Source organism: Streptomyces sp. NPDC047028, from assembly GCF_040644095.1.
GTDB lineage: Bacteria > Actinomycetota > Actinomycetes > Streptomycetales > Streptomycetaceae > Streptomyces.
In genome coordinates, this window is the sequence record NZ_JBEYVS010000003.1 from 127,397 (window position 1) to 152,269 (window position 24,873).

General features: G+C 71.1%; 33 protein-coding genes and 1 pseudogene. 24 read left to right on the forward strand and 10 right to left on the reverse strand.

The features are described from left to right. Nucleotides 1-92: 92 nt before the first annotated feature. From ABZ854_RS04025 to bldG, 3 genes are all read right to left on the reverse strand, one after another. Entirely contained in the window at nucleotides 93-2,498 is a 2,406-nt protein-coding gene (locus ABZ854_RS04025) for a sodium-translocating pyrophosphatase (RefSeq protein WP_361203824.1), read from the reverse strand. Nucleotides 2,499-3,155: 657 nt separating this feature from the next. After that, the gene (locus ABZ854_RS04030) at nucleotides 3,156-3,593 is read right to left on the reverse strand and encodes an ATP-binding protein (protein WP_361203827.1); all 438 of its coding nucleotides are present in this window, start codon (nucleotides 3,591-3,593) and stop codon (nucleotides 3,156-3,158) included. Between the two features lie 294 nt (nucleotides 3,594-3,887). Beyond that, nucleotides 3,888-4,229, reverse strand: a complete 342-nt coding sequence (bldG, locus tag ABZ854_RS04035; RefSeq protein ID WP_009189842.1) for an anti-sigma factor antagonist BldG — start codon at nucleotides 4,227-4,229, stop codon at nucleotides 3,888-3,890. A gap of 81 nt (nucleotides 4,230-4,310) precedes the next feature. Here bldG and ABZ854_RS04040 point away from each other — a divergent pair, with 81 nt between their 5' ends. Next, nucleotides 4,311-6,860 carry a DEAD/DEAH box helicase gene (locus ABZ854_RS04040; protein WP_361203830.1) on the forward strand — a complete coding sequence of 850 codons (2,550 nt, stop codon included), beginning with the start codon at nucleotides 4,311-4,313 and terminating at the stop codon, nucleotides 6,858-6,860. A 75-nt stretch (nucleotides 6,861-6,935) separates the two neighbouring features. Here the strand turns inward: ABZ854_RS04040 and ABZ854_RS04045 are convergent, their stop codons facing one another. From ABZ854_RS04045 to ABZ854_RS04070, 6 genes and pseudogenes are all read right to left on the reverse strand, one after another. Next, nucleotides 6,936-7,337 (reverse strand): Rv3654c family TadE-like protein, encoded by a 402-nt coding sequence (locus tag ABZ854_RS04045; RefSeq protein WP_361203833.1) that lies wholly within the window; start codon nucleotides 7,335-7,337, stop codon nucleotides 6,936-6,938. 224 nt (nucleotides 7,338-7,561) lie between these two features. Beyond that, nucleotides 7,562-7,933, reverse strand: coding sequence for a TadE family type IV pilus minor pilin (locus ABZ854_RS04050; RefSeq protein ID WP_361203836.1), 372 nt, complete (start codon nucleotides 7,931-7,933; stop codon nucleotides 7,562-7,564). A 22-nt stretch (nucleotides 7,934-7,955) separates the two neighbouring features. Continuing rightward, the gene (locus tag ABZ854_RS04055) at nucleotides 7,956-8,156 is read right to left on the reverse strand and encodes a DUF4244 domain-containing protein (protein ID WP_361203839.1); all 201 of its coding nucleotides are present in this window, start codon (nucleotides 8,154-8,156) and stop codon (nucleotides 7,956-7,958) included. Between the two features lie 182 nt (nucleotides 8,157-8,338). After that, complete coding sequence (locus tag ABZ854_RS04060; protein WP_361203842.1) at nucleotides 8,339-9,124, reverse strand: type II secretion system F family protein; 786 nt, start codon at nucleotides 9,122-9,124, stop codon at nucleotides 8,339-8,341. Beyond that, nucleotides 9,121-9,972, reverse strand: a complete 852-nt coding sequence (locus ABZ854_RS04065; RefSeq protein ID WP_361204332.1) for a type II secretion system F family protein — start codon at nucleotides 9,970-9,972, stop codon at nucleotides 9,121-9,123. Before ABZ854_RS04065 ends, ABZ854_RS04060 begins: the two co-directional genes overlap by 4 nt. Nucleotide 9,973: 1 nt before the next feature. Beyond that, nucleotides 9,974-10,726, reverse strand: a pseudogene (locus tag ABZ854_RS04070) (ATPase, T2SS/T4P/T4SS family); the annotation flags it as partial. A gap of 42 nt (nucleotides 10,727-10,768) precedes the next feature. Here ABZ854_RS04070 and ABZ854_RS04075 point away from each other — a divergent pair. After that, on the forward strand, nucleotides 10,769-12,256 hold the full coding sequence (locus ABZ854_RS04075) for a recombinase family protein (protein ID WP_361203845.1): 1,488 nt from the start codon (nucleotides 10,769-10,771) through the stop codon (nucleotides 12,254-12,256). Here the strand turns inward: ABZ854_RS04075 and ABZ854_RS04080 are convergent. Then, nucleotides 12,253-13,116 carry a hypothetical protein gene (locus ABZ854_RS04080; protein WP_361203848.1) on the reverse strand — a complete coding sequence of 288 codons (864 nt, stop codon included), beginning with the start codon at nucleotides 13,114-13,116 and terminating at the stop codon, nucleotides 12,253-12,255. The two genes, ABZ854_RS04075 and ABZ854_RS04080, sit on opposite strands and share 4 nt — an antisense overlap. A 144-nt stretch (nucleotides 13,117-13,260) precedes the next feature. Here ABZ854_RS04080 and ABZ854_RS04085 point away from each other — a divergent pair, with 144 nt between their 5' ends. From ABZ854_RS04085 to ABZ854_RS04190, 22 genes are all read left to right on the forward strand, one after another. Beyond that, complete coding sequence (locus ABZ854_RS04085) at nucleotides 13,261-13,611, forward strand: helix-turn-helix transcriptional regulator (protein ID WP_361203851.1); 351 nt, start codon at nucleotides 13,261-13,263, stop codon at nucleotides 13,609-13,611. Nucleotides 13,612-13,677: 66 nt separating this feature from the next. Beyond that, nucleotides 13,678-13,956: a hypothetical protein gene (locus ABZ854_RS04090; RefSeq protein ID WP_361203854.1), complete on the forward strand. Its 279-nt coding sequence runs from the start codon at nucleotides 13,678-13,680 to the stop codon at nucleotides 13,954-13,956. Then, the gene (locus ABZ854_RS04095) at nucleotides 13,953-14,186 is read left to right on the forward strand and encodes a hypothetical protein (protein WP_361203857.1); all 234 of its coding nucleotides are present in this window, start codon (nucleotides 13,953-13,955) and stop codon (nucleotides 14,184-14,186) included. The genes ABZ854_RS04090 and ABZ854_RS04095 overlap by 4 nt, the downstream gene beginning before the upstream one ends. Next, nucleotides 14,183-14,512 (forward strand): hypothetical protein, encoded by a 330-nt coding sequence (locus ABZ854_RS04100; protein ID WP_361203860.1) that lies wholly within the window; start codon nucleotides 14,183-14,185, stop codon nucleotides 14,510-14,512. The genes ABZ854_RS04095 and ABZ854_RS04100 overlap by 4 nt, the downstream gene beginning before the upstream one ends. Further along, nucleotides 14,509-14,700 (forward strand): hypothetical protein, encoded by a 192-nt coding sequence (locus ABZ854_RS04105; RefSeq protein WP_361203863.1) that lies wholly within the window; start codon nucleotides 14,509-14,511, stop codon nucleotides 14,698-14,700. The genes ABZ854_RS04100 and ABZ854_RS04105 overlap by 4 nt, the downstream gene beginning before the upstream one ends. Continuing rightward, a complete protein-coding gene (locus tag ABZ854_RS04110) occupies nucleotides 14,697-14,951 on the forward strand; it encodes a hypothetical protein (protein WP_361203865.1) in 255 nt (84 codons plus the stop codon). The genes ABZ854_RS04105 and ABZ854_RS04110 overlap by 4 nt, the downstream gene beginning before the upstream one ends. An 85-nt stretch (nucleotides 14,952-15,036) precedes the next feature. Beyond that, complete coding sequence (locus ABZ854_RS04115) at nucleotides 15,037-15,891, forward strand: toprim domain-containing protein (protein ID WP_361203868.1); 855 nt, start codon at nucleotides 15,037-15,039, stop codon at nucleotides 15,889-15,891. After that, nucleotides 15,888-17,504: a YfjI family protein gene (locus ABZ854_RS04120; protein ID WP_361203871.1), complete on the forward strand. Its 1,617-nt coding sequence runs from the start codon at nucleotides 15,888-15,890 to the stop codon at nucleotides 17,502-17,504. The genes ABZ854_RS04115 and ABZ854_RS04120 overlap by 4 nt, the downstream gene beginning before the upstream one ends. Before the next feature lie 183 nt (nucleotides 17,505-17,687). Beyond that, nucleotides 17,688-17,873, forward strand: a complete 186-nt coding sequence (locus ABZ854_RS04125) for a hypothetical protein (RefSeq protein WP_361203874.1) — start codon at nucleotides 17,688-17,690, stop codon at nucleotides 17,871-17,873. Then, on the forward strand, nucleotides 17,870-18,346 hold the full coding sequence (locus ABZ854_RS04130) for a hypothetical protein (RefSeq protein WP_361203877.1): 477 nt from the start codon (nucleotides 17,870-17,872) through the stop codon (nucleotides 18,344-18,346). The genes ABZ854_RS04125 and ABZ854_RS04130 overlap by 4 nt, the downstream gene beginning before the upstream one ends. Before the next feature lie 74 nt (nucleotides 18,347-18,420). Then, nucleotides 18,421-18,948, forward strand: coding sequence for a single-stranded DNA-binding protein (locus ABZ854_RS04135; RefSeq protein ID WP_361203880.1), 528 nt, complete (start codon nucleotides 18,421-18,423; stop codon nucleotides 18,946-18,948). A gap of 14 nt (nucleotides 18,949-18,962) precedes the next feature. Next, a complete protein-coding gene (locus ABZ854_RS04140) occupies nucleotides 18,963-19,268 on the forward strand; it encodes a hypothetical protein (RefSeq protein WP_361203883.1) in 306 nt (101 codons plus the stop codon). Continuing rightward, the gene (locus tag ABZ854_RS04145) at nucleotides 19,265-19,888 is read left to right on the forward strand and encodes a hypothetical protein (protein ID WP_361203886.1); all 624 of its coding nucleotides are present in this window, start codon (nucleotides 19,265-19,267) and stop codon (nucleotides 19,886-19,888) included. Before ABZ854_RS04140 ends, ABZ854_RS04145 begins: the two co-directional genes overlap by 4 nt. After that, nucleotides 19,888-20,058, forward strand: a complete 171-nt coding sequence (locus ABZ854_RS04150; RefSeq protein WP_361203889.1) for a hypothetical protein — start codon at nucleotides 19,888-19,890, stop codon at nucleotides 20,056-20,058. The genes ABZ854_RS04145 and ABZ854_RS04150 overlap by 1 nt, the downstream gene beginning before the upstream one ends. A 56-nt stretch (nucleotides 20,059-20,114) precedes the next feature. Beyond that, the gene (locus ABZ854_RS04155; RefSeq protein WP_361203891.1) at nucleotides 20,115-20,324 is read left to right on the forward strand and encodes a hypothetical protein; all 210 of its coding nucleotides are present in this window, start codon (nucleotides 20,115-20,117) and stop codon (nucleotides 20,322-20,324) included. A gap of 99 nt (nucleotides 20,325-20,423) precedes the next feature. Then, on the forward strand, nucleotides 20,424-20,585 hold the full coding sequence (locus ABZ854_RS04160) for a hypothetical protein (RefSeq protein WP_361203894.1): 162 nt from the start codon (nucleotides 20,424-20,426) through the stop codon (nucleotides 20,583-20,585). Next, nucleotides 20,582-20,725, forward strand: coding sequence for a hypothetical protein (locus ABZ854_RS04165; RefSeq protein WP_361203896.1), 144 nt, complete (start codon nucleotides 20,582-20,584; stop codon nucleotides 20,723-20,725). Before ABZ854_RS04160 ends, ABZ854_RS04165 begins: the two co-directional genes overlap by 4 nt. Continuing rightward, a complete protein-coding gene (locus tag ABZ854_RS04170; protein WP_361203899.1) occupies nucleotides 20,722-21,825 on the forward strand; it encodes a hypothetical protein in 1,104 nt (367 codons plus the stop codon). Before ABZ854_RS04165 ends, ABZ854_RS04170 begins: the two co-directional genes overlap by 4 nt. Further along, on the forward strand, nucleotides 21,822-21,998 hold the full coding sequence (locus tag ABZ854_RS04175; protein ID WP_361204367.1) for a hypothetical protein: 177 nt from the start codon (nucleotides 21,822-21,824) through the stop codon (nucleotides 21,996-21,998). Before ABZ854_RS04170 ends, ABZ854_RS04175 begins: the two co-directional genes overlap by 4 nt. Beyond that, nucleotides 21,995-22,303 (forward strand): hypothetical protein, encoded by a 309-nt coding sequence (locus ABZ854_RS04180; protein WP_361203902.1) that lies wholly within the window; start codon nucleotides 21,995-21,997, stop codon nucleotides 22,301-22,303. Before ABZ854_RS04175 ends, ABZ854_RS04180 begins: the two co-directional genes overlap by 4 nt. A gap of 2 nt (nucleotides 22,304-22,305) precedes the next feature. Continuing rightward, complete coding sequence (locus ABZ854_RS04185) at nucleotides 22,306-22,491, forward strand: hypothetical protein (protein ID WP_361203905.1); 186 nt, start codon at nucleotides 22,306-22,308, stop codon at nucleotides 22,489-22,491. A gap of 80 nt (nucleotides 22,492-22,571) precedes the next feature. After that, on the forward strand, nucleotides 22,572-24,692 hold the full coding sequence (locus tag ABZ854_RS04190; RefSeq protein ID WP_361203908.1) for an FtsK/SpoIIIE domain-containing protein: 2,121 nt from the start codon (nucleotides 22,572-22,574) through the stop codon (nucleotides 24,690-24,692). Nucleotides 24,693-24,873 lie beyond the last annotated feature (181 nt).

The window sequence follows — 24,873 nt, forward strand, 5'->3', positions numbered from 1 at the left end:
GGGCGGCACGTCAGTACGCGCCGCCCGCCCGCCCGTTGAGCAGGACTCCTCGGGGAAACCTGAAGGGTCCTCGAAGGGCTCCTCGGAACCGCCTACGAAACCACCGCCGGATCCGCCGAGTTGGCGACTCGTTCAGCGCTCTCGTCGTCGCCGACGGAGACGCCGCGCCGCTTGGAGACGTACACCGAGCCGGCGATCACCAGGAACGAGAGGATCGCGATCATGATCCGCACACCGATGTTCTTGTCGTCGCCGTAGGAGAACTTGATCACCGCGGGTGCGATGAGCAGCGACACCAGGTTCATGACCTTCAGCAGCGGGTTGATCGCCGGTCCCGCGGTGTCCTTGAACGGGTCGCCGACCGTGTCGCCGATCACCGTCGCGGCGTGGGCCTCGCTGCCCTTGCCGCCGTGGTGGCCGTCCTCCACGAGTTTCTTGGCGTTGTCCCACGCACCGCCGGAGTTGGCGAGGAACACCGCCATGAGCGTGCCCGCGCCGATCGCGCCCGCCAGGTAGGAGCCGAGGGCACCCACCCCGAGCGTGAACCCGATGAAGATCGGCGCCATGACGGCGAGCAGACCGGGCGTGGTCAGCTCCCGCAGGGCGTCCTTGGTGCAGATGTCGACGACCTTGCCGTACTCCGGCTTCTCGCTGAAGTCCATGATCCCGGGCTTCTCGCGGAACTGCCGCCGCACCTCGAACACCACCGAACCCGCCGACCGGGACACGGCGCTGATGGCGAGTCCGGAGAAGAGGAAGACGACCGCGGCGCCCGCGATGAGGCCGACGAGGTTGCTGGGCTGCGAGATGTCCAGCGACAGACTCAGCGGCGCGCCCGGCCCGGTGAGTTTCTCCCCGACGTCCTGCACGTTGGTGGTGATCGCGTCACGGAACGACCCGAACAGCGCCGACGCGGCGAGTACGGCGGTGGCGATGGCGATGCCCTTGGTGATGGCCTTGGTGGTGTTGCCGACCGCGTCCAGGTTGGTGAGCACCTGCGCGCCGGCGCCCTCGACGTCACCGGACATCTCGGCGATGCCCTGCGCGTTGTCGGAGACCGGCCCGAAGGTGTCCATGGCGACGATCACGCCGACCGTGGTGAGCAGGCCGGTGCCGGCCAGCGCCACCGCGAACAGGGCGAGCATGATCGACGTACCGCCGAGCAGGAACGCGCCGTACACGGACAGGGCGATCAGCAGCGCCGTGTAGACCGCCGACTCCAGGCCCACCGAGATGCCGGACAGGACGACCGTGGCCGGGCCCGTCAGGGACGTCTTGCCGATGTCCCTGACGGGGCGGCGGTTGGTCTCGGTGAAGTAGCCGGTCAGCTGCTGGATGACGGCGGCGAGCAGGATGCCGATGGCCACCGCGACCAGGGCGAGGATCCGCGGGTCGCCGTCCTTGCCCCGGATCGCCGCGTCGGTGACGCCGTCGAGGTCGGAGTACTTCGCGGGCAGGTAGACGAAGACCGCCACCGCGACCAGCACGAGGGAGATCCCCGCGGAGATGAAGAAGCCGCGGTTGATCGCGGTCATGCCGCTGCGGTCGGCGCGCCGCGGGGCGACCGCGAAGATGCCGATCATGGCGGTGATCACGCCGATGGCGGGCACGAGCAGCGGGAAGGCGAGCCCGGAGTCGCCGAACGCCACCTTGCCGAGGATCAGTGCGGCCACCAGGGTGACGGCGTACGACTCGAACAGGTCGGCCGCCATGCCCGCGCAGTCGCCGACGTTGTCGCCCACGTTGTCGGCGATGGTCGCGGCATTGCGCGGGTCGTCCTCCGGAATGCCCTGCTCGACCTTTCCGACCAGGTCGGCGCCGACGTCGGCGGCCTTGGTGAAGATGCCGCCGCCGACACGCATGAACATCGCGATGAGGGCGGCGCCGAGGCCGAAGCCTTCGAGCACCTTCGGCGCGTCGGCCGCGTACACCAGCACCACGCAGGAGGCGCCCAGCAGGCCGAGTCCCACGGTGAACATGCCGACGACGCCGCCCGTACGAAATGCGATCTTCATCGCGGTGTGCGAAACGGTGGTGAGATCCTTTTCCGGTTCTCCTTCGGCCGGAGTGGCTTCGCGGGCCGCCGCGGCGACGCGCACGTTGCTGCGCACGGCGAGCCACATGCCGATATAACCGGTGGCCGCCGAGAAACCGGCTCCGATCAGGAAGAACACCGACCGGCCGGCACGCTGATTCCAGTCGTCCGCGGGCAGCAGCATGAGCAGGAAGAACACCACGACGGCGAATACGCCGAGCGTGCGCAGCTGCCGGGCGAGATACGCCTTGGCGCCCTCCTGGACCGCCTCGGCGATCTGTTTCATGCTGTCGGTGCCCTCGTCCGCTGCCAGGACCTGGCGTACCAGGATGCCCGCGACCACGAGTGCGGCCAGGGCGACGGCCGCGATGACCGCCACGATGATCCGGTTGTCGTCGGTCAGGACCGCGGCTGCGAGGGATGTGGGGTGACCCAACTGCTGAGGGGAAGAAAGCCCCGCCATTCGTCCTCCTTGACGCTTGGGCTGAGCTCAAGATGTGGACGGATTCTAGGTACCCCGACGTGATCTAAACAGGGCGCGGTAAACGGAATTAGCCTTCACCCGCTCTTCAGCAAATGATCGAGATCGCGCCATGGAACCCGAAAGAGGTAACGCCTCAAAGGCATTGACGGCCACATTGATGCTTGATCAAATTATCGGGGTATTGATCGTGAATTTCTTCACGAATTCTGAGGGGCTGGGGGAACAACAGGAAGGGCCCTGCTCAGCAGGGCCCTTCAATGATGCGCTGGGCGCGGTGGTTCGGCGAGCGCGACGGCTCGGACGGACAGCCGGCCAGGGCCGGCGACGGACTGCGGACGGCCGGGGCGCCCTGGACCGACGCCCCGAAGGGGCGCGGGGAACTGCGCGAGCAACCACCACCGGCCCGCGGAAAGCCACGGCCCGCACCGGGCAGGACCCCGACGGGAGCGCGGGGAACCGCGCGAGCAACCACCACCGGCCCGCGGAAAGCCACGGCCCGCACCGGGCAGGACCCCGACGGGAGCGCGGGGAACCGCGCGAGCAACCACCACCGGCCCGCGGACAGCGACGGCCCGGACGGGGCAGGACCCCGGCAGGGGGCGCCCTGATGGAGGGGGCGGGGGGCGCCCGGGAGCGTCAGACCAGGGCGACGGGCGGCGGGGTGGTCGGCCAGGTCATGCGGATCAGCCCGCCGTCCTCGCCGGTGCTGACCTCCACGTCGTCGACGAGGCCGCTGATGACCGCGAGCCCCATCTCGTCCTCCTCGGCCTCCACGTCTGCGTCGGCGGAGGCGCCGCCGGCCACCCGTGCGGTGGGGGTCACGTGCGGGGCCTCGTCGCCGACCTCGATGGAGAACTGTTTCTCCTCCTCGATCAGCGCCACCTTCACGGGCGCCATGACGCCGCTGCTCTGGTGCAGCCCCACGGCTCGGGAGCAGGCCTCGCCCACGGCGAGGCGGACCTCGTCGAGAACGGCCTCGTCCACTCCGGCCCTGCGCGCCACCGCGGCCGCCACCAGGCGGGCGGTCCGGACGTGCTCGGGCAGCGCGCTGAAGCGGAGCTCGACGGTGGCCATGCATCCCCCTCACAAGTACGGGCGTGCGGTGCGGGGGCGGGGCCGCATGACAGCCCACGCCCCCTGTGTGAACTTCTCTACCCCGGACGGCCCCGGAAGACCCTCGAACGCCCCCGGAAGATCCCGCGGGGCGGCTTCACAGCCCGCGGGACCACAGGAGGCCACACGGGTGAAGGCCCGCCGAGATCGCGCAGAGGCCGCCACGCGAGGACCCGTGCGGGCCGTCGCGGGACGGGTCCACCGGTCCCCGGACCGCCGAACGGCGGCCCGGAGTCGCCGGTGACCGGGATCGGCTCAGTCGGTGGCCGCCACCGCTTCATCGACCGAGGTGTGAATCGGGAACACCTTGGTGAGGCCGGTGATACGGAAGATCTTCAGAATGCGCTCCTGGTTGCAGACCAGGCGCAGGGAGCCCTCATGGGCACGCACCCGCTTCAGGCCGCCGACCAGCACGCCGAGCCCGGTGGAGTCGAGGAAGTCCACGCCCTCCATGTCGACGACGAGGTGGAAATTCCCGTCGTTCACCAGCTCGACCAGCTGCTCGCGCAGCTTGGGCGCGGTATATACGTCGATTTCGCCACCGACCTCGACGACCGTACGATCGCCGACGGTACGGGTCGACAGGGACAGGTCCACGGATCCTCCAGCACCTTGCTATCGAGCGGTCGTCCCTCGGGCACCGTCACTTGCGGCCCCCGGGACGCAACGCCAGCCGCGATGGCATTCAATCACTTACCGGCAGGCGTGCACGACGCCTTGGCTCCATTGTCCGTCACGCCGGTGACACACTCGGTGCCGATGGCCAAGAATCACCGACCTGATCGACCCCCGGCGGACCCGGCGTCCCGCCCGTCTCCGGGCATGGTCCTGGACCGGCTCGCCTCCGGGCCGAGCCGGGCTGCACGCATCACTCATACGGAGCACTTGCCCCCGCGTGCGGGCCGGCATGCCGTCTGGCCCGACCGGATTCGCTCAGAGGTGATCGCCGCCCTGCACGCCTGCGGCATCGAGCACCCCTGGGCGCACCAGGCACTGGCCGCCGAGCACGCCCTGGACGGCGATTCGGTCGTCGTCGCGACCGGCACCGCCTCCGGCAAGTCCCTCGCCTATCTCGTACCCGTACTGTCCACCCTTCTGAGCGGTTCCGAGGCGCCGAACGGCCGTGGAGCCACTGCCCTGTACCTCGCTCCCACCAAGGCGCTGGCGGCGGACCAGTGCCGGTCGGTGAAGGAACTTTCACAACCGCTGGGCACCGGGATCCGTGCCGCCGTGTACGACGGCGACACACCGTTCGAGGAACGCGAGTGGGTCCGCCAGTACGCGAACTACGTGCTCACCAACCCCGACATGCTGCATCGCGGCATATTGCCATCCCACGCCCGCTGGTCCTCCTTCCTGAAGTCCCTCAAGTACGTCGTCGTCGACGAGTGCCACACCTACCGGGGCGTCTTCGGCTCGCACGTCGCCCAGGTGCTGCGCCGGCTGCGCCGCCTGTGCGCCCGCTACGGCGCCTCACCGGTCTTCCTGCTGGCCTCCGCGACCGCGGCCGAGCCCGCCGTCGCCGCCCGCCGGCTGACCGGCCTGCCGGTGGTCGAGGTCGCCGACGACGCCTCCCCGCGTGGAGAGCTGGTCTTCGCCCTGTGGGAGCCGCCGCTCACCGAACTGCACGGCGAGAAGGGCGCGCCCGTACGGCGTACCGCCACCGCCGAGACCGCCGATCTGCTCACCGACCTCGCCGTGCAGGGCGTGCGGTCGGTCGCGTTCGTACGCTCCCGGCGCGGCGCCGAGCTGATCTCGGTGATCGCCCAGGAGCGGCTGGCCGAGGTGGACCGCTCGCTGTCCCGGCGTGTCGCCGCCTACCGTGGCGGCTACCTCCCCGAGGAGCGCCGTGCCCTGGAACGCGCCCTGCACTCCGGCGAACTCCTCGGCCTCGCCGCCACCACCGCCCTGGAGCTCGGCATCGACGTCTCCGGCCTGGACGCGGTCGTCATCGCCGGCTACCCCGGCACCCGCGCCTCCCTGTGGCAGCAGGCCGGCCGCGCGGGCCGCGCCGGACAGGGCGCCCTGGCGGTGCTGGTGGCCCGCGACGACCCGCTGGACACCTTCCTCGTCCACCATCCCGAGGCCCTGTTCGCCCAACCGGTGGAATCCACGGTCCTCGACCCCGACAACCCCTACGTCCTCGCCCCGCACCTGTGCGCCGCCGCCGCGGAGGTCCCGCTGACCGAGGAGGACCTGGACCTCTTCGGTCCCGCGTGCGCGGAGCTGCTGCCGCAGCTGGAGGCCGCGAAGCTGCTCCGCCGCCGCACCCGGGCCTGGCACTGGACGCGCCGCGAGCGGGCCGCCGACCTGACCGACATCCGCGGCGGGGGCGGCCGGCCGGTGCAGGTCGTCGAGTCCGGCACGGGACGGCTGCTCGGCACGGTCGACGCGGGCGCCGCGCACTCCACGGTGCACGAGGGCGCCGTACACCTGCACCAGGGCCGCACCTACCTGGTGCGCGCCCTCGACCTGGAGGACTCGGTCGCCCTGGTCGAACAGGCCGACCCGCCGTACTCGACGGTCGCCCGGGACACCACCGCGATCTCCGTCCTGGGCACGGACACCGAGATCCCGTGGGGCTCCGGCCGCCTCTGCCTCGGCTCGGTCGAGGTCACCAACCAGGTGGTCTCCTTCCTCCGCAGACGGCTGATCACGGGTGAGGTACTGGGTGAGACGAAACTCGACCTCCCTCCTCGTACGCTGCGCACGCGCGCGGTGTGGTGGACGGTCACCGAGGACCAGCTCGACGAGGCGCGGATCAGTCCCGAGATCCTCGGCGGCTCCCTGCACGCCGCCGAACACGCCTCCATCGGCCTGCTCCCGCTGTTCGCCACGTGCGACCGCTGGGACATCGGCGGCGTCTCCGTCCCGCTCCACCCGGACACCCTGCTGCCGACGGTCTTCGTGTACGACGGCCATCCCGGCGGCGCGGGATTCGCCGAGCGCGCCTTCCACACCGCGCGCGCCTGGCTCACCGCCACCCGCGAGGCCATCGCCTCCTGCGAGTGCGACGCCGGCTGCCCGTCCTGCATCCAGTCCCCCAAGTGCGGCAACGGCAACGATCCGCTGCACAAGAGGGGCGCCGTACGGCTTCTCACGGTGCTGCTGCGCGGGGCGCCGGAGGAGAAGCCTGACGAGCGGCCGGCCGAGCAGTCGGTCGAGCGGCCGGCCGAGCAGTCGGTCGAGCGGCCGGCCGAGCAACCGGCTGCGCAGCCGGAGCCGTAGCGGGGGGTGTCCAGCCCGGGCCCGGCCCCTCACCGGGCCTGCGGCTGTCCTCGGGCCTCGCGCGCGGCGCCCCGCTCAGGCCCCCCGTCCCGGCACCGGCTCCGGCACCGGACCGGCGGGCTCCGGCACCGGTCCGGCGGGGCCGGCCCTGGCCCGTACCTCCGCCGTGAACGGCCCACGCCCCGAGGCCGCCGTCACGTCCGCGATCTCGCCCTCGACCGCGCACAGCAGCAGCCGCACCCCCTGGGCCGTGGCCACCCGCTCGGCCCGGGCGCAGGCCCCGGTGGTGCCGTCGGCCCAGTGGTCCGCTGCCGCGAGGGCCGCCAGATCGGACCCGGACGCCGCCCGATGCCGGACCACGACGGCCTGCCCGAGGGCGAGTACGGCGCCGAACACCACGCAGAGCACGGCGACGGCGCCGAGACCCCAGACGGTGGCGGAACCCCGATCCCCCGGCCGGGAGCACCTCTCACCCACCCAGCGTCGAAGGGCTGCCGCGCGGTCACCCCGGACCGCGACGGCATTACGGTCGGCCCGCCGGGCACACCTGCCGGGCAGGCGGCGCCGTAGGCGTCCGACGAGGATGATGCCCCGGACGCCGGCGGCCGGCCGGTGGCCCGGCTCGGGGCCCCCGCCTCCGGGCCCGCTGCGCAGCCCGCCCACGCGGGACCGGAGCCGAGAACCAACGACATACCCGCGCCTCACCGCTCCCGCCCCCTCGACCGGCTCCCCGGCGGCGGCGCCGCCGCCGGCGCGCCCACCGCGTCCTCCGCCGCCGCCACGGCCTCCTCCCGCACCTCGAAGGGCAGCCCCGTCAGGACCGGCGGCTTCGCCACCACGGTCACGTGGACCTCGTCGCCCTCGCGTCGCACCGTCACCTCCGCCCCGCGTGGCGCCGCCTCCCGGGCCACCTTCACGACCGCGCCGGCGGGGTCCTGGCGGGCGGCGGCCCGGGCGCCGGCGCGGGCGGCGTCCACGCACTTGATCTGCGCCGCCACGACGAGCAGCGCCCAGACCAGTGCCATGGTGAACGCCACCAGCACGCAGAGCGCCATGGCCGCCTCGGCGGTCACGAAGCCCCGGTCCGCCCCGCGCTCACATCCGCGCACTGAGGGCCCGCTTCACGATGGACTGCAACTCCGCCTTGACCTGGCCGCTGGTGACGACCTCGTACAGCAGCAGCGCGAAGCCGACCGCTGCGACGATCCCCATCGCGTATTCGGACGTCACCATGCCCGTGTCCCGGCGCCACAGTCCACGCAGTCGTGCCGCAACGTCCCTTGCCTTCTTCTTCATCTCAACCCCCGTCAGGTTCAGTTCTGTTGATCACTGGTATGTGTTGATGAGTGCTGTCTCGAGCACGTCCGTGTGGGAGCACGTCCGTGTCCGAGCACTGCCGTCGTGGATCAGATCCGTGCCGTCTGCCCGATCACCTCCGTCCGTCATGTACCGGTGGCCCACCCGTTCCCGCCCCCTCCTCAGCCCCCACCCCCTCCCACCACGCCGCTCGCCAGTCCGATCACTACGGGCAGTACGCCGACCGCGATGAAGGCGGGCAGGAAGCACAGGCCCACCGGGGCGGAGACCAGCACGGACGCCCGGCGTGCTCGGGCCGTGGCGCCGCGGGCCCACTCCGCCCGCGCGTCGGAGGCGAGGCGGGCGACGGGGCCCGCCGCGGGCAGCCCGGACTCGTCGGCGCGCTCCAAGAGCCGCGCCAGGGCCCGGGCGCCCGGCAGCGACCCCAACGACCGCCACGCGTCGGCGGGTTCACCGCCGAGCCGTACCTCGGCCGCTCCGCGGGCCAGTTCCGTCCCGACAGGTCCACCGAGCGCCTCTCCAACAGCCTGAGCAGCGACGACCGGGCCGGCGCCGGCCGCGATACAGGCGGCCAGCAGGTCGGCGGCGAGCGGCAGTTGGCGTGCGGCCAGGACGCGGTCCGCCTCCGCGGCCGGGCCCCTGTCTCCGGTACGCCGTCGCCAGTGCCACAGCCCCGCCGCGACGCCCAGACCCACCAGGACCCCGGTGAAGCCGCCGACCAGCACCCACGCGCCGCCCAGCGCACCGGCCAGGGGCAGCCACCGCCGGCAGGCACCCCGGGTGTCGAACCGCAGCGCGGGCGCCACCGTCCGCGCGGCCAGCAGTTCGGCGAGCCGGCGCCGCGCCCGGCGCCGGTGCCGGGCCGCCGCGAACCGTCGTGCGGTCCAGCCCAGAAGCAGCGTGACGGCCACGGTCATCCCCAGCCTGTGGACGACGTCCCCGCTCATACCGCCTCAGCTCCCCGCACGATCCGGGCGACCCACCACACGCCTGCGGCCTCGAACACCGCTCCGGTCACCAGGCAGCCCAGCCCGGCGCCGGTGTGCAGCAGCACGTGCAGCGGGTCGGCGCCCATGGCCGAACCGAGCAGGACACCCAAGGTGGGCAGTGCGGCCAGCAGCAGTGCCGTCGCCCGTGCGCCCGCCAACTGGGCCCGGAGGTCGGCGCGCTGGTCCCGCTCGGCGCGCAGGGCGCCGTCCAGCCGGTCCAGACCGTCCGCGAGCCCGGCTCCCTGGTCGACGGCCACCCGCCAGCAGGCGGCGAGCCCCAGGAGCCCCTCGGCACCGGGAGGTCCGGCCGCGACGGCGAGCGCGCCCGGCACGTCGCCGCCGAACCGCGCCGCCGCCACGACAGCCGCCTGCCCTTCCCCGAGTCCGCCGGACTCCCGCGCGGAGCGCAACAGCGCCTCGCCCGGCTGCCGTCCGGCACGCACCTCCCCGGCGAGCGCCCCGCACAAGGCGATCACCGCGTCCGCACGCCGCTCCCGGACCAGCCGAGCCTCCCGGGCCAGCCGCACCCGGCGCAGCACGGGCACCCCGGCCGCCCCCGCGACGACCGGAATCAGCGAGGTGCCCAGCACCGCGAGCACCAGCCCGGCGAGGAGGGACCACCACTCGGTGCCCAAGCGGCCGCGCAGGCCCCGTAGTTCGCCGAGTGCCTGCTCCCACGCGGGCGGCCCGGTCGGAACCACTCCCCCACCCGCGAACAGCAGCCCCGCCCGCCGCGCCCCTGAGGGCCGCCCGCCCAGCAACAACACCGCCGCGCCGGCGCACGCCACCGCAGCGCCCCAGGACATCTCACCCACCGCTTCCGTCACCCCTCTCAGCCCCCGTCCCTCGCACTGTCCCGGCCACCGCGGCCGCCTCCCGCGCGGGCGTGTCCTCCACGCCGGGTCCGCCCGCGCTCCTCGCACTCCACCCACCCGCCCTCACCGGTCCGGCGGCCACGGCCCGCGCGGGCGCGGCGTCCGGGAGCGGTGAACCGGCGGTCCCGAGCAGTTCCCGCAGCCGGGGCCACCCCCGCTCCCGGGCGAACGCCCGTGCGTCCCAGCGCAGGGCCGGTACCGTCCGGACCAGCCCCGAGCCGTCCCGCTCCAGCACGTGCACCTCGGCGATTCGGCGCCGCCCGGACCGGTCCCGTACGAGGTGGACAGCCACCGACAGCGCTGCCGCCAGCTGGCTGTGAAGTGCGGCCCGGTCCAGTCCGGCGGCCGTGCCCAGGGCCTCCAGGCGGGCCGGGACATCGGCCGCCGCGTTGGCGTGGACAGTGCCTGAGCCGCCCTCATGACCCGTGTTCAGGGCCGCCAGGAGGTGCACCACCTCGGGGCCGCGGACCTCGCCCACGACCAGCCGGTCCGGCCGCATCCGCAGGGCCTGCCGGACGAGGTCCTCCAGGGTGACCAGGCCGGCTCCCTCCTGGTTGGCCGGTCTGGTCTCCAGCCGTACGACGTGCGGATGGTCGGGCCTCAGTTCGGACGAGTCCTCGGCGAGCACGATCCGCTCACCCGGGCCGACCAGGCCGAGCAACGCGCTCAGCAGGGTCGTCTTCCCGAACCTGAGACAGAGACACCACTGCTGAGGCACACTCAGGCCATGAAGAGCACTCCGACGGCGGGCGCCCGGACACGCGCCGTCATCTACTGCCGCATCAGCCAGGACCGCACCGGCGCCGGCCTCGGCGTCGACCGCCAGCGCGAGGACTGCGAGGCCCTCGCCGAACGAAACGGCTGGGACGTCGTCGAGGTCTATGTGGACAACGACGTCTCCGCATACAGCGGGAAGAGACGCAAGGGCTACCAGCAGATGCTCGCCGACCTCGACCAGGGCACCGCCACGGCCGTCATCGTCTGGCACACCGACCGGCTGCACAGGTCTCCGCTGGAGCTGGAGAACTACATCAACCTGTGCGAGAAGCGCGGCGTGACCACGCACACCGTGCAGGCCGGCGCCCTCGACCTCGTCACTCCGACCGGCCGGGCGCAAGCCCGGTTCATGGGTGTCGTCGCTCGGCTGGAGTCGGAGCACAAGGGGGCCCGCGTCGCCCGCGCCCGCCAGCAGAAGGCCCTCAACGGCGAGTGGACCGGCGGCATCCGGCCGTTCGGCTGGGGCGTACCCACCGGCGAGAAGCGCAAGAAGGTCGACCGAAAGACCGGCGAGGAAACCGAGGTCGACGTCCTCGACATGAACAGGACCGTCTCCGAGGAGGCGGAGGCCCTCAGGGTGTGGACGGACATGATCCTGTCCGGCGGGTCGATCCACGGCCTGGTGAGGTGGTGCGCTGATAAAGGCGTGCTCACGACCAGAGGAAATCCGATCACCCACCAGGACATGCGAGACATGCTCGTGCGCCCCAGGAATGCCGGGATCGCCGTCTACCGGGGCGAGGAGGTCGGCCGTGGCAAATGGGAGCCGATCGTCGACGAGGCGAAGTTCCGGGCCGTCTGCGCGATCCTGAAGGATCCTTCCCGCAGGACGACGCCGGGCGCTACGCCGAAGTGGCTGGGCTCGCTGCTGTACCGCTGCGGGCGCGGGGAGTGCCCGCACTTCGTGTACGTCACCCAGTCCGGTGGCCGCAGGTATCCCAGCTACCGGTGCCAGACCGGGCACGGTGGCGGCCGGCGCGCTGAGATCGTCGACCAGTACGTCGAGGACACGGTCGTCGACCGCCTGTCACGGCCCGATGCGAACACCCTGCTGGAGCAGGCGCCGGACGGCGTGGACGTGACCGCGCTGCAGGCAGAGAGTGAGCAGATCCGGGCGCGAATGCGGGACCTCGGCGGACTGTTCGGCGCCGGGCAGATCGAGCTGGCGCCGTTCACGGAAGGCATGAGTGCAGCGCAGGCCCAGCTGGAGGGAGTCACCCAGCGTCTGGCCCGCGCGGCGAGCCGTGATCCGCTGGCCGGCCTGGTGGGGGCGCCGGACGTGCGAGTCGCCTGGAAGGCGTTCGACCTGGAACAGAAGCGCAGTGCGCTGCGGTCCCTGGTCGAAGTCACGCTGAAGACGCCGCGGGCCGGGCGCATGCCCGACGGCAGCTATTTCGACTACGACGCCATCGTGTTCGAGTGGAAGCGAGGCGGTTAATCGTTGCCTCCGTCAGATTCAGTCGCCCGCTCAGCGAGAAGCCTGGGTCCGGGATATGCTCCTCGCCGCCCAGCCTGACCGGGCGCTAGCCAGCCCTCCCTTCGAGCCACGCGGATTGCTTCCTTAATCGCGTTCTCGGATTTATCGAAGCGTTTCCCGAGCAAGGCGTGCGCTCCACGAGTTCCAGATAGTTCAAGGTAGGCCAGGGCTACTTCTCGAAGGAATTCGTCAGGGGTCTTCGGTCGACCTGACCTGGCCTTTTCTTGTTGCGTTCCCCGGTGCGAGCCGCCCGCTGTTTCCTCAATAGCCTTCCGCCAATCGGGGTAGTCCTGAGCGATGTGGGCCAGGAACCATTCCAGATCGGGCGAGGTATCCGCCCCATGGGCCAACGCCTGAACGCCAGCGTAAACGATCCCGAGCGGAAGTTTTCGCAGGAGCCCCGATGTAATACCCCCACCCTCTGGCATCCAGTTTTTTGGCGGCGGGTCTCCAAAATTCAGAGCATAGTCCTTTTCCTCTTCGAGCGACGCCCCCTGGAACCAAGGTGCATCTGGCGTTACGGCCAACTGTGTGATCGCTACACCGCCTGGCCGCGGAGCCAGACGACCGCTCGCCATCCAGGACGGGAAGGCGTGGATGTCACCATCCTCCGCCCAGCTATGGAGCGAGAATTCAACGGTTGCCCCCAGGCGATCTGGCTGCTTCATCCAGTCGAGCGAAAGCATCGCCACATGCTCGTCAGACTCCGGCGTGCGCACCTCAAAGAGCACTCCACCGCGGTCGTTTCTGTCAGCGCGCTCCTTTTCGCTCTCAGGTGCCCCCCAGACCGAGGGCCTGAACGTCCATTGACTCTTCGCCATGCCGCCATGGAACCGCATGAGCAACAGCATGTCAACGGCACGCCAACAGTGGGGATTCCGTGTCGGCGCAGGTCAGAGCGTTACTACCCAAGACATCGCCCGCCACAGTGGACACTTTCCCCACTGTGTGCAAACCTAGGGCGCATGCTCGAAGCGCAAGGTCGGCAGGCCTTGCTGCGGAAGGTTGCCTTGCAACGCCAGCTACCACCGCCGAAGTCCTGCCGAGCAATCCGGGAACTGTCCGGCGTCTCTACGGAAGACGTCGCCAACGCTCTTGGCGTCACAAGACAGACGATCAGTAACTGGGAGAACGGGAAGCGGTCACCGCGCGGCCTCCACCTGGAGGGCTACCTGGAACTCCTGGATCTGCTACGCGGCGGGGGACTGCCAGACCCCGACGGCTGTCAGCCAAGACAAAAGAGCGAAGGCGCCGAGGAAAAGCTGCCAGGCCACCTCGACGCCAACGCCCCGCGAGTCACCTCTCACCAGCGCTAACTGCAAAACAGCGACGCCGGGGCCAACTGCCAGGCCGCCCCCACGCGCCGCTGCGAAAGGATCCTCATGGCCATTATGACCGGGGCTGGGGTGTCAGCGTCGACACCTGCCGTCCAGGAAGCGTGCAACACCGAGGCCGCCTTCAATGCCCTCGTCGCCGAGCACGGCCTCCAGGTCGAGGAGTGGGACACCAGCACCCTCGACGAGAACCTCCGCGACAAGTTCGTCGCCTTCTACATCGAGACTCGCGACCGCAAGGTCATCGTCGTCCCCGCCGGCCAGGACCCCGCGCACCGGCTGGCCGCCGTCCGCGCGCTGCTCGTCCACCCCGGGGTGATCGCATGACCACCCAATCTCCGACCGAGCAGGCCATCGCCGTGATGGAAGAGTTCCGCACCGGCGTCCGCGAGATCGGCAAGTCCTCCGCGGTGATCGAGGCGTTCATCGACCAGATGAACGCGCTCATCGTCCAGTACCGCGATCCCAAGACGGCGATGGACGTGCTGTTTGCAGCCCTGGCCGAGATGCGACCGGACGACCCGGCGGTCATCAACGCCATCGGGAGCAAGGCGTGACCGCCGCTCCGGAGAACACCGTGACGGCGGGTGGTGTGCAGCTCGTGGACACCACCCGCCGCCCGGCCCGCACCGAGCGCAGGGAACACCCCGCGGAATCCGTGCTGTCCTTGGAGCCAGGCGCGGGGCCTAGCTCGTCCAAGGAGGACGACATGGGGCACTCGCGCCCTCCCGCCCGGCCGGTTCGATTCGACGATCCGGCGCGCAACGCCGCCTACTGGGCCCGTATCGACCGCATCGTGTCGGCCGCGCCCCCTCTCTCCGACGAGCAGATCGCCACCCTGCGCGGCATCTTCAGCCAGGCCCGGACTCGGGAGGCGGCGTGACCGAAGAGACGCGGCCCGAATGCACCCACTGGCTTGGTGACGAGAGCCGCTACTGCAAGGAAGTCGACGGCGTGCGCCGCTTCCTGCCCGGCAACCGGTGCTCGGCCCACACGCCGCGCGCACTGCAAGGACTTCCCGAGATCCCGCCCGGCCCCGGCTGGCCGGCTCACCGCCAGGAGGCGAAGTGAACGAGCGGCGCCCGGGCCAGTGGCCCGTCGACAACCCGGCCGACCTCGACCTGGCCGCGCCCTCCGCCGACGAGCTGTACATGCGACGGCAGCAGGAGAAAGCCCTTCGCGAAATGTGCCTCGACTCCATCCAGCACGACCTGGAGCAGCAGCCCACCGCGTCCTCCGCGCAGGCCAAGGCCCGCATCTGGTGCGCGCAGATCCTCGCCATCGCCGAGGACGTCGCCGCCGCGAAGCGCAAGGCCGCCTGAACCGCTGGCGGGCGCCGTGCTTCCCCCCGCGGCGCCCGCCAGCACCACGAACCACCTGATCCAGCTCGCAGAAGAGAGCACGTTCGTGACCGACACCATCGCCTTCAACCGGCTCGCGGATTTCCTCCGCGACAGGGGCGAACCCACGCGGTACCAGGGCGGCAAGCTCCGCACCCGCGGCATCTGCCACGACGGTGACGCCCCCGACACCGTCGCCATCAGCCGCATCAACAACGGCGTCGCCATCTACTGCCACAAGTGCCAGGGCAACGCCGACTTCCTCACTGCGCTCGGCTGGACCGAATCCGACCTGTTCGACGAGCCCCTCGAACGCCCTCGTGACCGGCCCGCAGACGACACCTGGATCCCCTGCCAGCGCCACGGGCACAAGCGGGTCGCCCAGTACGTCTACCGCGACGAGAACGGAGCTGTCATCCACGGCGTGACCCGTTGCGACGCCAAGGACTTCGCCCAGTGGCGGCCCGACCCGACGGCGAAGTCGGGGCGCCGCTGGTCCCTGAACGACGAACACGGCAACCGGCTCGTGGGCATGGTGCCGTTCCGACTCCCGGAGCTGATGAAGGCCCGCCTGGAGGACCGTGTCGTCTTCATCTGCGAGGGCGAGAAAGACGTCCTGGCTTGCGTTGAGAACGGGCTAGTCGGCACCTGCAACGCGGGCGGCGCCGGGAAGTGGACGGCGGAGCACGCTCGTTACCTCGAAGGCATGGACGTGACGATCATCGCGGACCGCGACGAGCCCGGCCGTGCTCATGCCCTGCACGTGGCGAACACCCTGCGCGGCATGGCCCGGTCCATCTACATCGTCCAGGCCAAGACCGGCAAGGACGCCGCCGACCACTTCGCCGCCGGTCACAAGGACTACGACTTCCACCAGGTCGGGGCTCCGCTCCCCTACCCCGGCGACCCGGAGGCCCAGTGAGCGCGCGCATGAACTGGGCCGACGACGTCAAAGCGCCGTCCTGGGACAGCGGCATCCACCCGGAGGACACCGAAGGCTGGGACGAACCGATCCCGCTGGAGCCCCCACCCGCACCGCCGTTGGACGCATCCAAGTTGAGAGGAATCGGCGCCATGGCGCAGGCCGTCGCCGACAGCCTGCAGGTGCCCGTCGACCTGCCCGCCTGGCTCGGCATGGCCGTCGCATCCACGGCGATCGGCGGCCGTCGCACCGTCAGCCCCAAACCCGACTGGGTCGAACCCGTCACGCTGTACACCATGCCCGTCGCCGCGCCCGGCGAGATGAAGTCGCCGGCGCTCGGTCTCATGGCCAAGCCCTTGTATGACGAGCAGAAGCGGCGCCGCGACGAGGACAAGGTCGCCGTCGCCCGAGACCAGCAGGACCGGCGCATCGCCGAGTCCATCATCTCCGACGCCGAGTCCAAGGTCATCAAGGCCAAGGACATGGACGCCCGCAAGAAGGCTCGCACTGACCTCGACCTGGCGCGCGACGAGTTGGAAGCCCTCGGCGAGCCGAAGGTGTACACCCAGCTCATCGCCGACGACACCACCCCTGAGGCCGCCACCGACGTCATCGCAGAGCAGGGCGAGCGCCTGGCCGTGCTGTCCACCGAGAGCTCGTTTCTCGGCAACGTCGGCGGCCGGTACTCCAAGAACGCCAACCCCGAGATCGTGCTCAAGGCATGGAGCCACGAAGCCCATGCCGTCAACCGGAAGAGCGGCCGCACACTCCTGCTGGAGCGACCCAATCTGTCCCTCGGGCTGGCGGTACAGCCGGGCTTCCTGACCGGCATGGGCGAGACCGGCGACGTGTTCGAGGCGCGTGGCCTCATGGCCCGGTTCATCTTCTCCATGCCCGTCAGCCGCGTCGGCGACCGCGTGTACGACACCGACCCGATCCCCGGCCACGTGCGCCAGGCCTGGCACGAAGCGGTCACCGCCATGATGACTGCGATCTGGGACGACACCGAGTACCGGCAGATGGAGCTCGACGGGCACGCCCGCACATCGTTCCGCGCTTTCTGGGAGGCCCTCGAACCGCGGCACAAGGCGCACGGCGATCTCGCTTCCATCGAAGGCTGGGCGAAGAAGCTGCCGGGCCAAGTCCTGCGCCTGGCCGCCGTGCTGACGCTCTTCGAGGACCCGTCCGCGCTGACTGTCCCCGGGGACGTGATGGACGACGCCGTATCGCTGGTTCCGTACCTGATCGCGCACGCCCGGCTGGTGTCCGACCTCATGTCCGCCGAGCGGCAGTCGAAGTTGGGGCCGGCCCGCGCGGTGCTGGACTGGCTGCGCCGGAAGATCGCAGACGAGCAGATCGAGGGCCGGTTCTCGGCGAACGATGTCGAGAAGGGCGTGCGCGGGCAGAGCTGGTGCACCGAGATGGCGGACGTTCACGACGCGATCGACGTCCTGGTGCGCTCGGGCTGGCTCCGGCAGATCGACCCCCCGGAGCGCAAGGAAGGCCAGCGCGGACGTCCTCAGAAGCCCCGGTATGTGGCGCATCCGGACGTCGCTGGGACCTCCATGAGCCGAGTTACTTCCATTAATTCCATGTCCCGGGGAGCGGCCTGAGGGGCTGGGAGTTAGTTCCAGGGTCTCTATAAAGCTCATTTTTCAACTAATTATTACTCTCCGTAACTACATAACTAACGCTGTGTGCGCCACAGCACCACGACTCGCATCCCTTACCGGTACGGCCGCATGGAATTAATGGACGAAAGTCCGGCGGCCAGTCCTCACCCGAGGAGTCCGCCCGTGAACGTCGATGACGTCGTCGCCGAAAAGATCGCCGCCGCCCGCGCCCGCGCCGAGGCCACCAAGCGCCGGCGCGCAGCCCTCGCCGCCGCCCGGCAACGCGGCCTCGCCGCCCGCCACGCCCAGAAGCTCGCCCGCCTGCGTGCTCAGGAGAGCAGCGCAGATCCCGAGAAGGAGAACCAGTGATCACCACAGCCACCGCTCGCAGCTTCGGCCGTATCGACGAAGCCACCGCCGCCCAGGTCGCCGACCTGTGGAACGCCGCCTACCCCACCATGCGAGCGATCCTCACCGGCCGCATCGACAGCTACCGCACGCAGATCCGAGACGAGGCTTGGATCGTCGACCCGAGCCGGCCGAACGCCGACGTGCTACAGGCCTACGCCCCGTCGGAGGCCAAAGTCCGCCGGGGACTGAAGCGGATGGAGGAGCTGCGCCGCGACCTCGGCCAGCTCGACCGCGGCACCTACCGCGCGTGCACGCGGAGTCCCGGCGGCTTCGACCTCACGTCCGCCTACTGGGCGGTGCGCTACGTCCTCAACGCCAGCTCCAACAGCACCCGCGACCTGGCCAGCGTGTACCACCTGGCCGCTGTCCTGTCCCGCATCTCCGACGCCCAGGCCCGGGAGTGGGCGTCGGCGCAGCCGCAGTCGGCCTGATCCGCACAACAGCGGCCGGGCCCGCGGATATCGGGCCCGGCCTCCCACCCAGCACACCACAGAAGGAGCCCGCCATGGCAGGCGAGACCGTCATCACCGTCGTCGGCAACCTGGTCGACGACCCCGAACTCCGATACACCCCGGCCGGCGCCGCCGTCGCCAAGTTCCGCATCGCGTCCACCCCGCGCGTCTACGACAGGCAGACCAGCCAGTGGAAGGACGGCGACAGCCTGTTCCTCACCTGCTCGGTGTGGCGGCAGGCCGCCGAGAACGTCGCCGAGACCCTCGCCCGCGGCGTGCGCGTCATCGTGCAGGGCCGCCTCAAGCAGCGGTCCTACGAGGACGGCCAGGGCGTCAAGCGCACGGTCTACGAACTGGACGTCGACGAGGTCGGGCCGAGCCTCGCCCGGGCCACGGCGAAGATCACCAAGAACGCGGCGAGCGGCCAGGCCTCCGTGGGGCAGAGCCCCACACAGGACCCGTGGGCCGGCGCGAAGCCCGCGGCCAACGGCCAGCAGCAGGGCGGCGGCTGGGGCAACCAGCCCGCCCAGCAGCAGCCCGCCGCACAGGGTGCCGGGCACTCCGACGAGCCCCCGTTCTAACCGAGGAGACGACCATGACCACGAACGAGGCGCAGATACTGGTCTGCGGCATCACCCTGGGCGCAATGCTGATGAACCTCATGCACATGTGGTGGTCCCGACAGGACGCCCGGCGTGATCGAGTCGCCTCTGCCGCGGCCGTCAAGCGCGCAGCGGGTGACCGCTTCCTGGGAAGCCTCCGCCTCCACCAACTGCAGGCCAAGTGGGAGGCGCACCATCCCGCCGAGGCACTAGAGGCGGCCGTCCGGGACTTCGAATTGGACCTGCGCGATGGCCTCGACCGCGTCGAGCGCGCGGCCCGCGACGAGGGACTGCTGTGATCGGCTGTGAACTGTGCGGCGAGGGCTCGTCCGGCCGCTATCTGTGCGAGCGCCACACCACCGCGCTCGCCAGGCGGCTGGCCGACCTGCCCACCCTGTACGACGAGGTTGGCGAGTGCCTGGTGCCTCGCCGATCCGGCTGGGGCGAGATCGTCGCGACCAAGGCCGCGGCCGGCCCGCGGTCCCCGCTCGATGAGGACGTCGTCGACACGGTGAACGTCGCCCGAGCCGCCGAGGTCGTGCATCTGTGGCGGGTGGACGTGCAGCGTGAGCGCTGGCCCCGCCACGGCGCGCCGCCCCCGGGCGGCCTGACCGCAGACTGTCGCTGGCTCGGCATGGAGCTGGAATGGATCGCTAGCCACTACCCGGCCGCCGGCGACCTGGCTCACGAGGTGCACGAGTTGGAGAAGCACGCGCGCACGATCGTCGGCGACCCCGCGCCCCGGCCGCAACGCCTCGGCACGTGCGTCGCCATATCGGGCGAGGGCGTGGTGTGCGGCGCGGTGATTTCGCGCCTGCCCGGGCAGACCCGCGTTCAGTGCCAGTGGTGCCAGTACGTCTACGAGACAGGGCTGGACTGGATCCGGCTGCAGCACTTTCAACCGAAGGAGGTCGCGTGATGGGCAGCTATGTGACGTGCCGTGTCCTCACTGGGCGGGGCAACCGGTGCACCGGTGAAGCGGTCGACCCGAACGCCGAGCTGAAGATCTGTGCCCGGCACCTGGCCGAGGCGCAGCGGCTCATCCATGAGGCGTTTACCCGGACGCGCCGGACCAAGGCAGAATCATGAGCGCGTCTATCGCATGGGGGGTTGCATATAATCCCCTATGCGATATCCTTACGGAGGTGGAGACATCCCCCTGGCGGGACCGGATCCGCGCTGAAGACGAGTTGCTGGAACAGCTCGACGACCAGGCGGAACAGGCCCGCAGACGACGAGCGAACGCCCTGAAGGAAGGGGCCGACGAACTCGGCAGCGTCTACGCCGTGGCGAAACAGCTGGACCTCAGCTGGACCGCCGTAGCGAAGGCGATCAAGAAGTACACAACCGAATAGACAGTGAGGGCCGGACAGTAGCTCCCCACGGTGCTGGAACACCGAGGAGGCGCGCGCACCGCCCGACCCTCTAGCCCACGAACGAGATCGGACCTCGTCATGGACCAGCAGCACCTTAGCGCGCCCGCATGCGCGCAGGTCAGCCCCGCCCGGCGTCTCATCGCCGCGGGCATCATCCGCCGCACCCCGGACCGCACCATCACCGTGCGCGTCACCGCGGCCGGCGCTACCGGAACCATCCGCAAGGCGGTGATCCGGTGACCGCCACCCACAACCCGCGTGATTGCCAGCTGTGCTCCAGCCTCCGCCACCCGGCCACCGCCGCGCAGGCCCGCCAGCTCGCCAAGCACCTCGCCGCCCAGCCGCTCCCCCAGCAGAACAAGGGGGTCGGCGACCAGTGAGCACCCGGGAACTGACTCGCGGGCAGAGCGTCGTCCTCGGCGGGGCCGCCGTCATCATGGCCGGCGTCGGAGGCCTTGGCGCCTGGGGTACCTACAGCAACGTCATGGCCGCCTTCCACCGGCAGGCGACCGCCGCCGGCGTCGTGGCCGCCGGCGAGGGCCTCACCCTCATCCTCGCCCTCACCATGCTCGGGCTGACCATGCTCGGCCAGGCCGCACCCGCCGTGATCCGCGCCGGACTCTGGCTGGCCCCGCTCAGCGCCTGCTTCACCGGCCTCTCCGTCGCGGCCACCCGCACGGATGCTGTGGTGTACGCCGTCACCCCGCTCGCCATGAGCGGGGCCGCTGAAGGGCTGGGCCTGATCGCCCGCCGGATTGTCGTCTACCGCACGGGCCGCGACGCCGAGACCGACCGGCGCAACGCCGACGTCGTGCAGCAGCTGGCGTATCAGCAGGCGCTCGCCGCCGGCCACCCCGACGAAGAAACCCGGGAGAGCGCGACTCGGAAGGCGTGGAAGCTGATCGGTCGTGTCGGCGTCGGCGACTCCGGGCTCGCCGAGGGCCTGGTCGACGTCTCCCGCACCCGGCTGCGGCAGGGTGCGGACAAGGCTCTCGCCGGGATGCTCGACGTCACCCAGCCCACACCCGACCGGCCCCGCCCGGCGTCCGCCACCGAGGTTCTGCGCGAGCGGTTCGCCGCGATGGACCCGGCCGCCGCCATCCGCCTCGCACACGATGCGCGACCTGATGCGCCCCCGGCCGAACTTGCCCACCTGCTCGGCACCTACGGCGTGCCCGTCGACCCCGTCGCGGTCGCCCTGGTCCTTGGCGCCGAGCCTCCGCTGTACGACGTGAAGCGCGATGATGCGCCCGCGCATCAGCAGGTCAGCGCTCTGGAACCGGTCAACCTGCAGGGAGCCGTCGAAGAGGCCGCATCCATCCTCGGCCCCGACGTCAAGGCCCGCGAGATCGCCGAGCATCTCGCCACTCACCGACGGCTCCTCGTTGACGAGCCCTACATCCGGGCCGCCCTGTCCCGGGCCGCGAAGAAGCCCAAGCCGGAGAAGCCGGCCGAGCCGATGGAAGGCGGATACGCGTGATGCGCTGGCTCCTCTTCGGCGCCCTGCTCGGGGTGCTGCTCGCCGTCCCGTCCCTCCTCACCCTCGCCGCCGCCCTCGCCACCGCGCTGCTCGGCAAGCCGCTGCTGGTCGCGTTCGGCCTCGGCCTGGCCGCCCGCCCGCATCTGCCGCGCATCCGGCGGTGGTCCCGGTGACCGATCCCAGCCCGCTCGCCAAGGCGGAGGCTGCCGCGAGGGAGGCCGCCGCGGACACCGACGTCGTCCGCATCGTGGCCGCCGTCCTCGCCGCCCAGCAGGCCACCCAGCAGCAGCCGCAGCAGCCGGCGCCCGTCCGCCGGGAGTTCAGCCCGACGCAGTGGCTGGTCGTCGGCGGAGTCGTCGTCTCCGTCGGCCTGGTCGCCGCGGTGTTCGCGGTCGCGGTCGCCATCGGCGCCGTGTCCGTCGCGATCCTCGCCCTCGTCCTCCGCGCCATGTGGCGCGACCTCCAGAAGGGCCACTGACCATGGCGCTCACCAGCAAGGACCCGCACAACCTGCGGGAGCTGGCTCGCACCGTCGCCCTCGGCGTCAAGATCGCCCGCCGTCAGGAGTTGGGCAAGCCCACCAAGGCGCTTGAGCGGGAGGTGGAGCGCATCCGTGAGAAGGCGCAGGCCCGCGAGGACGCCCGCGCGAAGGCCCGCCGCAAGTAGCTACGCCACGGGGCGGCCGTCCACCGGCCAGGACGTCGGCCGCCCCGTACCCATCCCCGCCAGGGAGACAGGACCTCAGCATGACGAACAACGTCATCCAGCTCCACAAAGACCAGCCGGCCGCCCCGGCCCCAGTCGCCGACGCCGCCGCCGACACCCTCACCGAGACCATCATCGACGTCGTCCAGGACGCCCAGCCCAGGCCCGTCGACCCGCCCGAGCAGAGCGCGGCCGCCGGCAGCTGGCTCGCCGACAAACAGGCCTACCTCGCCGAAGCCCCGCCCGTCGTGCCCACGTTCCTGCGCAGCGCCACCGAGTTCGCCGACGCCACCCGCTGGACGCTCTCGTACTACGCGCACACCCTCGGCTTCCACGCCCTGCGCGCCCCCGTCTACCTCGGCCGTCTCCTGCTACGCGCACCGCGCGGCGCCGGACGCCTCCTCATCCGGTGGGGCAAGTGGGTCGCCGACACCGACGCCCGCCCGGTGGAGGCCAAGGCCGCCGCCTCCGCCGACATCGAGGCCTGGCTCAGCCTGTCCCGCGAGCACTCCCGCCGGGTCCGACCGCGCCGCATCGCCTCCATCGCCGTGGCCACCGCCACCGGCATCACCACGCTCGTCTCCTCGTTCCTGGTGCCCGGCTGGACCCTCACCGCCGCGATCGCCGCCGCCGCCCTGCTCGGCCTGGGCGGCAAGCCCCGCGACGGCAAACCACTGGTCACCCGCTACGTCGCCACCAACGTGCTCCGCCGCCTCGACTCCACGGAGGTGATCGAGGCGCTCGCCGCGATCGGCATCGAGGGCAAGAAGGGCCGCCGCGGTGTCGAGTTCGCCGCCGAGGTCATGCGCGACGGCCCCGGCTGGCGCGCCGAAGTCGACCTGCCCCCGGGCGTGGAGGCCACCGCCGTCCTGGAGAAGCGAGCCGCGCTCGCCGCCGCCATGCGACGGCCCATCAGCACCGTCTGGCCGGAGGGCGACCGCACCGCCCACCCCGGCCGCCTCGTGCTCTGGGTGGCGCAGCGGGACCCGGCGAAGGCCGGCCGCAAGCTGTGGCCCCTCATGCGCGAGGGCCAGGCCGACGTCTACCAGCCGCTGCCCTACGGCTTCGACCCGCGCGGCAACCTCATCGAGATCACCCTCATGTACTCCAACCTGCTGGTCGGCGGCATCCCCGGCTCCGGCAAGACCTCCTGCGCGCTCGCCATCGTCCTCGGAGTCGCCCTCGACCCCACCGCCGAACTGTGGATCTACGAACTCAAGGGTTCTGGCGACCTCGACGCGGTCAAGCCCATCTGCCACCGGTACGTGTCAGGTGACGAAGACGAAGACCTGGAGGCCGCCCTCACCGGCATGCGCTCCGGGATCGCCGAGTACCAGCGCAGGGCCGCGTTCATCCGTGGCCTGCCCGCCTCCGAGGTCCCCGAGGGCCGCAAGGTCACCCGCGCCCTCGCAGAGAAGTACCCCGAGCAGAACCTGGGCCCGCGGGTCATCGTCATCGACGAGGTGCAGGAGCTGTTCACCCACGCCGACTACAAGGACGAGGCCGCAGCCCTGGCCACACGGCTCATCAAGAAGGCCCGCGCCTACGGCATCATCCTGATCCTGCTCACCCAGAACCCCGACGCCCCGTCCCTGCCCACCTCGGTCTCCTCGTCGGTGGGCACCCGCCTGTGCCTCGCGGTCATGGACTGGCGGGCCAACAACAACGTGCTCGGCACCAGCGCCTACGAGCGCGGCCTGCGCGCCACCGACATCAGCATCGACGAGCAGGGAACCGGCATCCTCGCCCGCGGCCGCGAAGGCATGACGGTGCGCGCCGCGTTCATCAAGCAGACCGAGGCCGAGGACATCGCCAAGCGCGCACTCGCCCTGCGCACCGCTGCCGGCACCCTCTCCGGCCAGTCCGTCGGCGAGCAGGTCGAGGAACTGGACGTGGAGACCGTCGTCGACCACCTGCGCGCCATCTGGCCCGACGGGGTGGAGTCGGTGCACTCCCACCGCCTTGTCGAGGCCCTCGCGACCTACCGGCCGGACCTGTACAAGCCGTGGACCGAGATGGACGCCGCCGCCGCGTCCACGGCGCTCAGCGCCGCGCTGAAGCCCTTCAAGGTCTCCACCCGGCAGCTCACCATCCGGGACTGCTGCGGCGGCGCCAAGGGCCTCCGCCAGGCCGACATCCCGGCCGCCGAGGACGACGAGTAGAGGCCGCCGAACCGGTTTCGGATCAAGGATCTGGTTTCACCGTGATCCGAAACCGGTTTCGCCCCCGATACCGGCCCCCACCTGCACAGTTTCAGGTTTCGGCCCGTGCCGCAGAGCCCCGCTCCGCCCCCGAAACGGCCCTCCGGGAGCTGCCCTGCAGACGACACCGGTACGCCACACT